At 70.4% G+C, this 14,411-nt stretch carries 5 protein-coding genes; 1 reads left to right on the top strand and 4 read right to left on the bottom strand.

From position 1 onward, the window contains the following. Window positions 1-26: 26 nt before the first annotated feature. From ACFVFS_RS11240 to ACFVFS_RS11230, 3 genes are read right to left on the bottom strand one after another with little or no spacing between them, the layout of a single operon-like run. Window positions 27-794 (bottom strand): DUF6159 family protein, encoded by a 768-nt coding sequence (locus tag ACFVFS_RS11240; protein WP_380622629.1) that lies wholly within the window; start codon window positions 792-794, stop codon window positions 27-29. A 2-nt stretch (window positions 795-796) separates the two neighbouring features. Further along, window positions 797-1,402, bottom strand: coding sequence for a hypothetical protein (locus ACFVFS_RS11235; RefSeq protein WP_380622627.1), 606 nt, complete (start codon window positions 1,400-1,402; stop codon window positions 797-799). A 1-nt stretch (window position 1,403) separates the two neighbouring features. Further along, the gene (locus ACFVFS_RS11230; RefSeq protein ID WP_380622625.1) at window positions 1,404-13,010 is read right to left on the bottom strand and encodes a LamG-like jellyroll fold domain-containing protein; all 11,607 of its coding nucleotides are present in this window, start codon (window positions 13,008-13,010) and stop codon (window positions 1,404-1,406) included. Window positions 13,011-13,297: 287 nt separating this feature from the next. Between ACFVFS_RS11230 and ACFVFS_RS11225 the strand changes: the two genes are divergently transcribed. After that, on the top strand, window positions 13,298-13,834 hold the full coding sequence (locus tag ACFVFS_RS11225) for a hypothetical protein (RefSeq protein WP_380622623.1): 537 nt from the start codon (window positions 13,298-13,300) through the stop codon (window positions 13,832-13,834). 340 nt (window positions 13,835-14,174) lie between these two features. On the opposite strand, the gene ACFVFS_RS11220 is transcribed toward ACFVFS_RS11225, so the two are convergent. Beyond that, window positions 14,175-14,411, bottom strand: a 237-nt coding sequence (locus ACFVFS_RS11220; protein ID WP_380622621.1) for a pirin-like C-terminal cupin domain-containing protein, incomplete at its 5' end; no start/stop codon positions are given.

Below are 14,411 nucleotides of genomic sequence, written 5' to 3'. Positions count from 1 at the left end.
AGTACGTCCCACGGGTCCAGCGGCGTTCACCCCTCGACCTCCCGGTACAGGCGCGTCCTGAACACCCCGGACAGGCCCGTGCTGACCGTGGCCGCGACGGTTGCCAGCAGGCCGGCGCACACGACGGCGAGAACGGCCGTCAGATGGTCGTCGGAACTCAGCCCCAGAATGAGGATCGTGAGCACCGGCGCGATCGCCACCAGGCCTGGCAGCGAGATCCAGATCGAGCCCCGGACGATCCGCCGGCCGTCGCTGCCGCAGAGCTGCCGCGCACGGCGCATCGCGTCACGCACTCCGAGGCCGTCGATCATCATCGCGGGCAGCGTCAGGTAGGTCACCACGACCCAGCCGATCCCGAACAGCCGCTCCAGCAGCGGCCCGACCAGCGGCACCCGGTCCAGCAGCGCCCCGAGCGACACCGCCACCACACCCACCAGGGCCCACAGGGCGATCACCGGCAGCCGCCCGGCGGCAGCGACACAACTGTGGCCAATCCTCACGGGCCGCCCCTGCAAGGCCTGGTCCGCCGCGAGGATCAGGGCGGCGTTGGCGTACGTCCCGACCAGCGTCACCAGGACAACCCCGACGACGGCCAGCGCGACATCCACCGCACCGGCGCCAGCCTCTGACCAGAACGCAGACCCGACCGCGACCAGCGCCGCCTGAAGCACCCAGGCCCCGCTGGGTAGGAGCAGCAGACGCTTGTGCTCCCACACCACACGTGCGGACGCCCTGACGGGCTTGTCGTCAGCCGGCCGGTTCCCCGCACCAAGGTTCATTGCCAGGAACCTCACGCTCACTCCCAGGGATCGGTCCCCGACGCCCATACCGCCTCCTCGTCCTGGTCGTGCAGGAAACGCGGTTGCGCGACATCACGGAGCGAGGTCTCACCGATCGGCCACTCGTCGAAGTCGTCACCGAGCAACCGGAGGAGGAACTCGGCCATGCCGCACGGGAAGACGGACCAGGTGACCGCCTCACGCGAATACACCGCGACCGGCCATCGGTCCGGGTCCGGGCTGACCGTGATCCACGCGAACGCATCAGCCGCAGCGGTCTCGCCCCAGAGGAGCAGGTCCTCCAGCCGGTGTCCGGCGCCGCTGGAGGCGGCATCCCAATTGTTCACCGACGGGTCCGCGAGTGCGTGATCCTCCAACCGGGAGACCCGGTTCCACTGCGGTTCCCCGGGTGTGACGGAGGGAAGCCTGACAGCCACCACTCCCTCGATACTCCCGTGTCCGAACAGCGCTACGAAGGATCGATAGTCAGCGGGAAACGGGCAACCGTAGACTTCCTCGGCCGCTTTCCAGTTGACGACATCCCCGTGCGTCGGTCCGATGGACCGTAGCACCTTCGTCAGATCCGCCAGCCCGGCTGGTATCTGGCCGTTCTCGTCATTCACGCTAGGGCACCCACTCGGTCGGGGCGTCCTTGCCCATGTTGTGCCATTGCTGATCCTTGAGACTGAAGATGTCGTTGGGGACGGATGCGTCAAAGAGCGGCTCCGTACCAACGCCTGGGGTGAACTTCGTTGCTTTCATGTGGAACTCCGTCGGAACCACCCGCTGACCGTCGTACTTTGGTTCCACGGTGTAGTGGACGACCACTCCTGGCTTCAACGCATCACGTACCTGTTTCTCGTAGGCCTCCATGTTCTCGGTGTGATGGGGCGGCCCGGCCAGCCGCCAGGCGTTCGCTGTACGGGAACACGTCGCAAGGTTCTCATACACGGTTCCCTCACCACCAAGCGAAGCCGCCAGTAGGTGACAGGCGTTCCGCCAGATCTTCGCCGGCCTGTCGCCGAGGTCGGACGCGTAGATCGCCGCCCAGATGTAGGCAGGCGGCTGCACCTCCGGTTTCCCTCCCTTGTTGGCCTCGACAAACTCCTTCGTCAGGCAGGCCTCGGCTCCCGTCGCACGACTGCCGTTGGCCACATCGACCGGCGAGTAGCGGCGCCAGCCCCCGCCGAAGCCGCTCCGGCAGTCCCCGCTGGTATCGGTCCCCGGCAGCGGCTTTCCTCGCGGGTCCGGTTCGGCCTGCGGTTCGGTGAGCAGGTCGTCCGCGATCTCGACGAGTGCCGCGGTGCCGGCCACCACCCCGGCGCCGACCGTGGTGGCGGTACCGGCGACGACGGCGGCGCCCTCCACCACCACCGTGCTCACGGCCGCCGTGCCGACCGCGACGATGGTGTCGGTGAAGAAGTCGATCGGGTTCGGCTGGGCGAACGGCCGGTCGTTGTCGTTGATCGGGCGGTGGTTGACGGGTGGCTTGGGCTGGGGCTTGGGAAGGGTCGGACCGACCGGGGGCTTGTACGGCCCGGGGTCCTTCCGCGGCCCCGGAGGAGCCTTCCGCGGCGGGGGACCCTTGCGCGGGGGTGCCGGCTTCGTGCGCGGCGGTGCCGGCTTCGTCCGGGGAGGCTTGGAGCCGCCCCCGCCGGCGGGGGGCGCCGGAGCCGGATCGGGGATGACCACCGGTCCCGGCGGGGGCTGGGGGGCCGGCTGCGGACGCGGGGAGTACCCCTCTCCGCCGCAGCTCCTCAGGTACGAGTGCGACTCGCAGTAGGCCTCCTGCGCCGTCTGCTGCCTGCCGTAGCACTTCTCGGGATTCGCCGAGCAGGTCGGTGCCGCCGCCGGCGTAGCGAAGACGATGGCCTCGACGATCGCGGCGACGGCATGGCACCACCCGCAATGGCCCGACGGATCGGTGCTGTTGACCGGGTCCCCGTTGCCGTAGGTGAAGCGGTTGCCCTGGACCGACGGGGTCGCGCCGATCTGCCAGGAGTCACGCGAGGCGAACGTGCCGCTGCCCGGCCGGTACCAGCGGGCGGCCATGTTGACGTCACCGCTGGCAGGGTCCGTCCAGCCCCCCTGGTAGCCGAGCGGACCGGTGGTGCCCGCCGAGGCGGCGGGCTTGCCGAAGGGGTCGTAGGCCGTCGAGCCCGTCAGACCCTGCGTCGACGGGTCGAGGGCGGCGACCACGTCGGAGTGCCGGTCGCTGACGAGCAGTCGAGGGGCGGGGACGGCACCGACCGCCGCGGTGCCGAGCAGCCTCCCGCTCGGACTGCGGCTGTAGACGGCGGCGCCGTCCGACACCAGGTCGTTGGAGCCGCCGTCGTAGGAGAAGGAGGCCGCCCCTGCCTGGGCGACCCGGTCCAACCCGTCGTAGGTGAAGGTGGACGGGCCCTCCTTGACCATCCGGCCGAAGCCGTCGAAGCGGACCTCCTTGGGCTGGGAACCCTGGACGGTGCTGCCGGACAACGTGCCCCGGGCCGTGTAGGTGTAGCTCGTGGTGCCTTCGGTCAAGAGCTCGTTGCGCTCGTCGTAGGTGGCTGTCCGACCGCCGGCCGACGTCCTGTTGCCGGCGGCGTCCCAGCCGTAGGCGGTGTCGGCGGTGCCGTTGTTCCAGGAGGTCAGTCGGCCCGCCAGGTCGTAGGTGTACGCGTTCACCGACGCGCCGGCCGTGCCGGTGGTCGTCTTCGAGGTGACCCGGCCGTTGGGGTCGTACCCGTAGCCGATCGACGAGACCGTCCCGCCACCGGAGTTCCTGACGATGTCGTCGCGCAGCCTGCCGCTGTTGTCGTAGGTGTACGAGCGGGTGCCGCCACCGGAGCCGTACCGCTCGGTGGTCAGCCTGCCCGTCGCGTCGTAGTCGTACCCGACCGTCGTCGCGGTCAGCGGATCGGTGGTGCTGCGCAGCTGTCCGGCGGTGTTGTAGCCGAAGGCGGTGGTCCCGGCCGCGTCGGTCCGAGCGGTCAGGCGGCCGTCCGCGTCGTAGCCGTACGCGGACGACCCTCCCGGCCCGGCGGAGGTCAGCAGCTGGTCGCGGTCGTTGTAGGTATAGGTGTCGGACGTGCCTCCCGGGGTGCCGACCGAGGTCAGCCGGCCCGCCGCGTCGTAGCCGAGGACACGGTCCGCCGTCGCCGCCTCCGCGCCGGTGGCCGTCTCCCGGAGGAGGTTTCCGACGCCGTCGAAGACGCGGTGGCGCACCACCCCACCAGGCTCGGTCAGGGTGATGGCCCGACCGGCCACGTCGTAGCCCGCCGTGAACCGCCGGTCGGCCTGCGCGGGATGCGCCGCGGTCGCCGGCTCGATGGTGGACTCCTGGAGTCCGAGCGTGTTGTGGGTGTAGTGGACCGGGACGCCCTTGCCGTTGGTCCAGCGGGTCTTGCGGCCTCCGGCGTCGTACCCGAAGGACGTCGTGATCGTCTGGCCGGCGGCCACCGGTTCGACCTGCTGCACCAGTCGGCCGGCCGGGTCGTAGCCGAACCGGGTCGCGTGGGCGGCGGCGTCCGCGGCGTTGGTCACCTTGTCGGTAGCGGTGAGCAGTTGGCCCTCGGGGTCGAACGTGGAGTACTGCACACCCGTGACGGCCCCCGTGGTGTCCAGGTCCGTCGTGCTCAGCGTCCGACCCAGCCTGTCGTGGCTGCTGACGGTCGCCGTGCCGTCGGCCCCGGTCACCCGGCCGGTGCGGCCGAGCCCGTCGTAGTCGGTCCGCACCGTCAGGCCGGCCGGGTCGGTGGTGGTGAGCACCTGGCCGACCGCGTTGTAGGTGGACCGGGTGGTCGCCCCGCTCGGCAAGGTCGAGCTGAGCTGGTTGTCCGCGTCGTCCCAGGTGTAGGTGGTGGTGTGGGCGGTGGGCGTAGGGAAGCGCTCCAGCTGGGTGCTGGTGATGCGCCGTCCGAGGTCGTCGTAGGTGGACTGGACGGAGGCACCGGTGGGGCCGGTGGCGGACAGCAGCTCGCCGGCGAGGTCGTAGGAGCGGGTGATCACCGGGGCAGCGGTCGTCCCCGTCTTCGGCAAGCTGCTCTGAACCACGTTGCCGAACTGGTCGTACCGGTTGGTGCGGGTCAGGTTCAGGCCGCCCGGGTCCACGGTGGCGGTCACCATGCGACCGAGCGCGTCGTAGCCCATGGTCGCGGTCGGCGTCGTCGTGGTGCCCGACTGCGGGTCCGTGTAGGGGACACCGGCCACGCCCACCCGGTTCCCGTCCGCGTCGTAGGTGTGGGTGACGGTTCCACCCAGCGCGTCCGTGGCCGCGGTCAGCTCACCGAAGGTGTTGTAGCCGCTGCGCATGATCGGGCGGACCTGCTGCGCCGTACTGCTCCCGGCAGCCTGATCGAACGTTTCGGCGCTCACCAGCGGACCGGTGGCCACGGTGGGCCGGCCGGCCTCGTCGTAGGCCGTGGTGCTGGTGAAGGCGGTGGGGTCGGCCCCGGTGACGTTGCCGTTGGGGCTGACGGTGCTGGTCCGCAGGCCCCGGCTGTTGTACCCGTGGACGGTCACGGAGTCGGCGGGCTGGTTGCGGGCCGTCTCCTTCACCAGGTTCCCGCCGGCGTCGTACACGAACTCGACCTCGGCCGACTCCGTGCCGCCGGTGCTGACCACGCGCAGAGGGCGGTCGGAGGCGTCGTAGGTGTAGACGGTGCCGCGGTTGAGGCCGCCCGGGTCGACGATCGAGCTGGTGACCCGGTCGGCCGCGTCGTAACCGGTGACGACGGTGGTCCGGCCGCCGCCCGTCACCTGCTGGACCAGGTGGCCGGCGTTGTCGTAGGTGTTCTGCTGGAGCACCACGTTGCGCACCGAGCCGTCGGCATTGCGGTAGCCGTCGAGATCGACCTCGGCGAGGGTGTTGTCGTCGTAGTAGTAGGAGTGGGTGGTCCGCCCCATGCCGTCGGTGTCGGTGGCGAGCCGGCCGGCCGGGTCGTAGGCCCGGGAGCCGATCACCTGCCACCGCGGGCTGACCGGAGTGGCCGTGCTCCCCGTGTAGTTGGCGATCGCGGTCTGCTGGAGCTGGCCCATCGGCGAGTAGCTGAAGTTGTAGGTCGTCCCGGCCGCGTCGGTCCTGGTGACGACGTTGCCGTAGCGGTCGTAGGAGTACGCGGTGACGTGGCCGCCGGCGTCCTTGACCTCCTTCACCCGGCTGGTACCGGCTTCGTAGGTCCAGGTGAAGGTGCGCGGCGGGTCCCCGCCGGTGAGGTCGGAGACGGTCTGGCTGGTCGGGTTCCCGTCCACGTCGTAGGCCAGCACCGTCCGCCGGGTGTGCTTGGTCCCGGTGATCGCGTCCGTGGTGTAGGGCTCCGTGCCGGACGTCTGGTTGCCCTGTCCGTCCCAGGCGTAGGTGGTGGTCAGGACCCGGGGGCCGACGACGCCGACGGAGACCGCGCTGTTCGGGCAGTCGGCGCAGGCCGAGGAACTGGTGGCCGGGCGCCCCAGGCCGTCATAGGTGTACTCAGTCTTCGGCCGGAGCGGCGACTGCACGGCGGCGACGTCGCCGTTGTGGCGGAAGGTGTAGACGGTCTGCCGGTCGGCGGGGACGGAGGCAGGGGTCGGGTACGCCCCCGCGTCCAGCGACTCGGACTGCGCCCTGACCAGCCCGGCGGGTACCGAACCGCCGTCCTCGGCCTGGGTGGTGGCGTCGGTCCTGATCGTGTGGACGATCCTGCCCTGCGGGAAGTCCGGCGTCGCGGGAGTGGTCGTGGAGACCAGCTGCCCGTAGGCGTCGTAGCTGTAGCGGGTGGTGTAGGTGGTGTCCCAGGGCGCCTGCGACCGGCCGTCGCTGGAGCTGAGGAGCTTGTCGTTGGCCGGATTGAACGGGTTCGCGGAATCCAGGTAGTAGGTGGCGTAGCTGGTCTGGCAACTTCCGGCGCTGCGGCAGGTGGTCCGCGAGACGGTGTTGCCGCGGGCATCGTGCCCGGTGGTGATGGTGTGCCCGTTGGGATCGGTGACCGCGTGGAGGAAGCCGGACGTGTCGTAGCTGTAGCGGGTCGTGTTGCCATAGCCGTCGGCGCGCGAGATCAGCCGCGAGGAGCGGGTGTCGTAGCGGTAGACGAGGTTGTAGCCGGACGGGTCACCGACCGTTGCGGTGGTCACGGGGACGCCGCCGGTGCCGTCGCCCATGGACTCGAAGTGGGAGGCCACCGTCTCCGCGTCGAGCCTGGACGCGTAGTAGGAGACCTCCGCGATGGCCCCGCTGAAGTGGTCGCGGTCCGCCGCGGGCCAGTTGGTGGTGGTACCGGCGCCCAGGTAGACGTACGGCGTCCCGTTGAAGGTGATCTTCCGCCCGGTGTTGTCGGAGGCGCTGGGCCGGCCGTCGAGATAGATGGTCTGCCCCTGGTCGTCCCCGGTGAGGACCACCTGGTGCCACCGGCCGTCGTTCACCGTCCGGTCGGACACCATGGTGGCGCCCGGGCCCATCCAGAACTCGCCGTGGATCCTCCCGTCGGAACCGACGTAGAGCGCGGGGTTCCAGGAGTTGCCGCTCGAACCGACCGGGAAGTCCTGGTAGCTGTACAGCGGACCGCCGCTGGTGGTCCTGAACCACAGCTCGATGCTCGCCGCCCCCCTGATCGGGGCGGCGTCGTCCGGCAGTCGGATCCGGGACGTGCTGCCATTGAACTCCGCGGCCCGCTGGGCGGGGTCCCCGGACGGCCCGTTGGAGTTCAGCGTGACGTCCGTGAGGTCGCCGGCGGTGACGTCCGGTCTGGCGAAGCCCAGTTGGCTCGCGGCGTAGCCGGAGCCCGCCGGGTCGTCGAGGCGCCAGTAGCCGACGGCGTTGTCCTGGACGACGGAGGCGCGGTAGGCGGACGCCGCGTCGAGGCCCCCGACCGGGGTGCTGGTGGCGCGGCGGTACTGGTCGGTGATCGCGCCCTTGCCCAGCCGGTACTGGAAGATCGCGAAGTCGGCGATGGCACCGTTGAAGTGGCCCTGTACATCGGCGGGACGGTTGAGCCAGCCGCCGCCGGTGAAGCCGGCCCCGAGGTAGGCGTAGGCCGATCCGTTGTAGCTGATGGGCCGCGCCGCCGTGACCGTCGCGGCCTCGGCGCCGTCCAGGTAGAGCGACTGTCCGGAACCGTCACCGGCGAGGGCGACGTGGTGCCAGGCCCCGTCCGTCACGGTGCTGGGGCTGACCAGCGCGTAGTCCGCCGAACCGGTCCACAGGGTGCCGTACAGCCGGCCGTCGGATCCCACGTACAGTGCCGGGTTCCAGCGGTCCGTCGAGCCGTTCGGGCTGCCGCCGACCGGGAAGGACTGGTAGCCGTACAGCACGCCGGGGGCGCTGGTCCTGAACCAGAGCTCGACGGTCGCGGCTCCCCAGTGCTTGGGGGCCGTGTTGTCGGGCAGCCGGACGTGGGACGTGCTGCCGTTGAAGCCCGTCGCCGTACCGGTTCCGGAGGCCCACGGACCGGGTTGGCAGCACTGGGTCTCGTGGTAGCTGCCCCGGTTCTCGGCGAGCGCGGCCGAGGAGATCAGCTCGGCCGCCTGGTTGCCGGCCGCGTCGCCGAGTCGCCAGTACCCCGTGGGGTTGGCGTCCACGACGGCAGCGTCGTACTGGGCGGCACCCGCAGTGGTCGCGAGCTGGTGCTGTGCGGCGACCACCGCGGCGCTCAAGCCGTGCGGATACACGGCGACGTCGGCGATCTGCCCCTTGAAGTGGCCCGCCGGGTCGGCCGCCGGATCGGGCCAGCCGCCGAACACCGCGCCGGCGCCGAGGAAGACGTGGCCCGTTCCGTTCGGCGTGATGGCGCCTTCGAGCGGCCCGGCGGCCTGCGCACCGTCGAGGTACAGTCGCTGTGAGGTCTGGCTGTCGGCGGAGAGCACCGCGAAGTGCCATTGCCCGTCCGTGACGGTTCCGCTGGTGACCATGGTCTTCGCGGCGTCACCCATCCAGAGCTGGGCGCGCAGTCTGCCGTCGGCACCGATGTACAGGGCGGGGTTCCAACGGTCCGTCGTCCCGTTCGGACTCCCTCCGATGCGGAACGACTGGTAGGAGAGCAGGGCTCCCGGCCGGTCGGCGCGGAACCAGAGGCCGATGGCACCCGGACCGCTCTGGGGCGCGAAGGAGGCCGGGAGCTCGGCCCAGGAGGTGGTGCCGTCGAACGTCGCGGCCCCCGCCGATCCGGCCATCGGGCCGGCCGCGCCGAGTGAGACGTTGGAGTAGGTGCCGTTGTTGGGCGTGGGCCGCGGGGTGAAGATCTGGTTGTTGGCCTGGACTCCGGCGCCCTCGGAGAGCCTCCAGTAACCGGCCGGCCGGGAGGCCATGACCTCGCCGCGGTACTCCTGGGCCGAGCCGGCCACGGTCGGCGCGTTGAGCGTCCACGTCCCGCCGTTCTCGTCGGTCACCTTGGCGGCCCGGTCCTTGACCGTGTCGTAGGTGACGGCGAGGCTCGTCTTGCCGGAGGGCAGCTTCAGCCCGGAGAGCTCGGCCGAGGACCGGTGGCCCGCCTGCCAGAGCGCGGAGACCGCCGGGGCGCCCAGGGTCCGGTTGTAGAACACGACATCGCTGATGCTGCCGGAGAAGAAGTTCGCCTGACCGGGCCAGCCGTACGGGTTGTCGGGCCACCCGGCGCTGAGGAAGCCGCCGCCGACGGCCTCGGAGCGCTGTCCGGGTGCGACGACCGCTCCGGACAGCGTGCCCTGCGCCTCCCCGTCGAGGTAGAGCGTCTGGGTACTGCCCGCCGCTGAGAGCAGCGCGAAATGCCACTGGCCGTCGTTCACCGGGTTGGCCGAGTCGATCGTGTTCGACGGGCCGTTCCAGAGCTTGCCGTGCAGCTTGCCGGACTGGCCGACGAAGAGGGCCGGGGTGTAGTTGGCCGGGGTGCTCCCGGTTCCCGGGAAGGTGTCGGCCTGGTAGCTGAACAGCACGCCCCACCCGGTGGTCTTGAACCAGAGCCCGACCGACGTGTAGGAGGAGGTGTCCAGCACGCTCTGGGGCAGGGAGACGTAGCCCGACGAGCCGTCGAAGGTCGCGGCCGTCGCGGCGGAGGCGGTCGGTCCGGGCGTCCCGAGGGTCACCCCGGTTCCGGAGTACCACGCGTTGTCGTTGCCCTGGTTCTCGACGACCTCGCTGGCGGCGACGTTCCCCTGGCTCTCGCCGAGCCGCCAGTAGGAGACCGGGCCCGAGTCCAGGACCGCGGACCGCAGGTGCGAGCCGCGGATGTAGGAGTACGTCGTGCAGGACATGGCGGTGTTGCCGCCGGTCGGGGGCGCGCAGACCTGGTCCAGCTGGTCCGGGTCGGTGGCGTTGTAGGAGTAGGTCCAGGTCAGCGAGGTACTCCAGTCCGACCCGGTGACCGGGTCGGTGTACACCTTCGCCACGTGCCGCTGGTCGGCGGTCCACTCGAAGTGGAGCGTCCGGCCGGACGACACGTCCGTCACGGTCGCCAACCGGCCGTCGACGTAGCCCAGTTCCTGGAGCCGCCCGACCGCGTCGCGCACGGCGGACAGGGCGTAGCCGGAACCCGAGACGGCGTGGAACTCGTAGCGCGTTCCGCCCTTGGCCATCAGGTCGAAGCCGGCCGGAACCCGGCTGAGGGACTGGTACTCCCCCGGCGGCGGGGTGAAGACCGCCCCGCTGTTCGGGTCGGCCCCGAAGCGGGCCGCCCGTCCGCTCCCGGTGGTGAGGACCACCGACTCGGTTCCGTCGTTGTCCGGCTGCACCCGCATGTCGAAGTTCGACGTCCACCCGTTGCCGAACAGCGTCGAGGTGCGCGGGTCCAGGGAGTTGTACGAGCGGTTGACAGCCAGGGCGGGGCCGACGCTCCGGACCTCCGCGTCCGTGGCGGCGGTGGTGTAGTTCCCGACCTGGGCGTCGAACGGCCGGCCCGCGCCGTCGCCGACCGCCGCGCCGAGGTGGGACGTGATGACCGGCTGCTGGACCTGGGTGGAGAACGAGGCGCTGCTGGTCAGCGGACTCTCGCCGGAGTGGTCGCCGACCTTGACGTTCCACAGGTAGCTCGTGTTCCAGGCCAGCTTTCCCGGAGGCACCGCCCAGGAGGTACTCGGCTGCCAGCCCGAGTCCACGATCAGCTGGGGATCGCCCGACGACGGGTTGGTGTACACCCGGAACAGGTAGTCCAGTCCCCAACCCGGATAGTTGTCCGGATCGTGTCCGGTGCCGTAGAGCTGCGGGGTGAGGCTGCCGACGACGGTGTTGGACAGCGGCGCGAGCATGTCCATCTGCGGTGCGGTGTTGACTCCGCTGACCCAGGTACAGGTGCCGAACGGGATCGCGTAGCCGTCGTGCAGCGAGACCGTGCCGTTGACGTATCCGTCCCAGCAGAGGATGTAGGAGCGGCCCAACGGCAGTGGTGGGATCACCCCGTTGACAGTCACCGTCTCATAGGTCTTCACCAGCCCGGACACCCCGGTCAGCGGCGCGTTGAACCACTGCTCGTTCCAGTTCTCGTCGAAGATGCGGGCCTTGACCTGCATGCTGTAGCCGTTCCACCAGTTGGCCGCGATGTTGGTGAGCGACACCTGCTGGTAGCCCGGGGTGTTGTAGGTCGGGGGCATGTACGAGCCGGAGGGCGAGTACGTCGCCGCCCAGTCGCTGAAGACGATCGACAGGTACGGCGGGTAGTTGGTGTTGGCGCTGGAGAACTTCTTCCAGTGCCAGGAGTCGGTGGTGCTGGCGGTCAGCGCGAGACCGTAGTTGGTGCCGCCCCGCGCCCAGCTCTCGACCAGTTGGACACCGGGGGCGTTGTGGTCGCTGCCCAGGTCGATGCTCTTCCACATCGGGCCACCGCAGGTGTCTCCGGCGGAGAAGCTGTTGGTGCCCAGCTGCTGGCCGATGTCCAGGCCCGGATACCGGTTGATGGTCGCCGGGTTCCACCAGCTGGTGATCTGGTTGACGTAGACCGGGTGGGGAGAGCACTCGTAGGAGTGGACGTTGTTGAGGTTCAGGGTGACGGCGTGCAGATAGTTGTGCGGCAACGCCGTGGCCACGCCGGGGAAGTAGAGGTAGCTGTTGACCTTGGAAGCACCGCCGTCGGCCGTGCCGATCCGCAGCAGGGGGTCGGTCGAGAAGTTGGCGGTCGCGTCGGACCGCACGAAGGTCGACTGGCCCACCGAGACGCTGCCGGTGGTGGTGGACGGGTCCACCGTGACGGGGAACACGCGCCGGGTGTCGTGCAGCCAGGCCTCGTCCAGGTCCATGCGCAGCGCGGGAGCACCGTCGACGTCGATCAGCTGGTAGGTGACGCCGTCGCTGAGAGCGCCGTCCCCCGAGGCCGGGTCGATCTTCGAGTCCATCATGTACCCGTGGGGAATGGACAGGCGGACGACGCCGGCCGCGTCCGTGAACCGCACCTCACCGTCGGGACCGATGGCCGCGGTCAGCCCGGTTGTGCGCAGCGGGAAGACCCAGCTCGTCGGGGCGGTCGCGTCATGGAGGACGAGGGACTCCTTGATGCCCTGGGCGAGGCCGTTGTAGACCACGTCGCTCGCGGGTCGTGCGAGCGGGTACGTCACCTTGTCGCCGTCGACCACGCCGAGGACCGGTGCCGCGTCCCGGAGTCCGTAGGAGACCAGGTGCTCGGCGTCCAGGACCCAGCTGACCAGCGCGGGATCGTCACCCCGGGCGGCGAAGGTGGCACGCTGGCTGTTGGCCTGCTCACTCCAGCGGCCGGCCTGGTCGAGGGTCAGGTTGGTGTTGATGTTCTCCCAGGTCCCGTCGTCCTTCTGGTAGTGCACGGGGCGCGGATAGACCCGCAGGGTCTTGGTCCCGTCCGGGTTCCGGAAGACCGCGGTGGTGTCGGTGCGGGCACCGGTCACCTCGACGCCCTCGACCGGCAGACCGGGGATGCCCGTGCCCGGGGCGTCGCCGCCGACCGGCGGAGCGTTCGCCGCGGACGGGGAGTTCTGGGCGCCGGCCGGTCGTCCCGTCTCGGCGGGATCCTGCGTCGCACCACCGGGTGAGGGCTCCCCCGGGCGGTGCCCCGGCAAGGGTGGCGGTGTGACGGCCTTGCCCTCCACCGGCGATCGCGGCTGCGTGTCGGCGGACCGGTGCGGCGTGGTGTCCCCCGGCACCGGTCGGCTCTCGGCGAGCTCGCCCTGACCGGGCTGGTGCGGCGGCTGCTCACCGGCAGCGGCGTCCTTGTCGGTCCGGTCCGACGGCACCGTGTGGGTTCCCCCGCTCGGATCACCGCCGAGCTGCTGCGGGGTCTTCGGCGTGACCGTCGGACTCGGGGTATTGGCGGCGGTGAACGCGCTCGCCTCCTGAGTGGCGGGCATCAACAGCAACACCAGAGTGGTGATGAGCGCGAACGTCCGACGCACGGCCTGTCCCCCCGTGAAGCAGATGTGATGACTGCTTACCAAAAAGTCGTTGGTGCGCACCCTTCCTATCGCCCATCAGTCCGGCCGTACAGATCAACTCCGCTCGAACCAGGGACGATTCGATGGATATAGTCACCCAATGTCAGGAAATGATCTCCAGAGATTTTTGAATGTCTTTACCTTGGAGATGCAACCAGCGGGCCAGACTGGGCACATCGCCACTGAGCCGGGGAGCTGTCGCCATGCCGTTCCGCACCACAGCCCGGCGCCGCTGGGCACTCGGGCTGACCGCCGCCGCGGTGGCCGGAGCCGCGATCCTGTTCACCGGCGGCCCTGACGAGGCGACCGGCGACCGGCCGACCACCGTCACGCCGTCCAACCTCGCGGGGCGCCGGACGGCCTGCCTCGCCGGCGATGCCACCGAGGCGGCGACCGGCAGCGACGCCGGCGCCATCTGGTCGGCCCTCCAGGACGCGGCCCGGCAGGGCGACTTGAACGCCCAGCAGTTCTTCGTCCCCGCACCCACCGCCGACCAGGCGTTGCCGTATCTCGCGGGACTCTCCGCGCAGCGCTGCGACCTCGTGGTCACCATCGGTCCGACATTCGGCCAGGCACTGGGAGCTGCGTCACGCGCCAATCCGCGCACCCGGTTCGTTGCCGTGGCAGCCGAGGGACAGTCCCCACCGAACGGCACCGAGACCGTCTCCGGCAGCAGCGCGGACAATGCGCGCGAGATCCATCGCCGCGTGCTCGAACTATCCACTACGGAAAGCCAGTAGACGACCCCACGCCCTGGCCACCTGCGCGCCGCAGGGCGGCGTAGGGGCGCCAGAGGGCACCGCGCGTGCAACTACCGGTCGGCCGAGAGGGTGCCGAGGCGGCGGCCAGCCTGGAAGTCCTCCATGCCCTGCGGGGGTTTGCGTCAGCAATGGGTCAGCATCTGTACGAGCAGACCTTGCCGCCGACACCCAGACCTGAGAATCGACAGTCCTCGCACCCCACTCTTCCGAGGGGGCAGGGCGCGCGGAGCGGAACTCCATCAGCAGGGACCTCTGGATGCCCGCTCAGTCCTGCTGGCAGCGGCGGGCACAGAGGCCGCCATCGAGGCATTGTCGCAGGTCAGCGCACTCGTCCGCGCGCCTTCAACGGGATATCGGGGAGCTCTGGGGCCCGCAGCCGGGCGCCGTCGTAGCCGTGGACGGTGCCGAAGCGGGTGCCGGCCTCCCAGTCGTTGCGGGCCTGGAGGATCTCGTCGCCGGTGCGGCCGATGAAGTTCCACCACATGACGAGCTTCTCGGCGAAGGGTTCGCCGCCGAGGAGGAGGAAGGAGGCGTCGGTGGGGGCGTGGAGGGGGAG

This window comes from Kitasatospora sp. NPDC057692 (genome assembly GCF_042799475.1).
In the GTDB taxonomy this organism is placed as follows: domain Bacteria; phylum Actinomycetota; class Actinomycetes; order Streptomycetales; family Streptomycetaceae; genus Kitasatospora.
The sequence above is the reverse complement of the archived record's forward strand: the minus strand, read 5'-3'. Positions and strand labels throughout refer to the sequence as shown.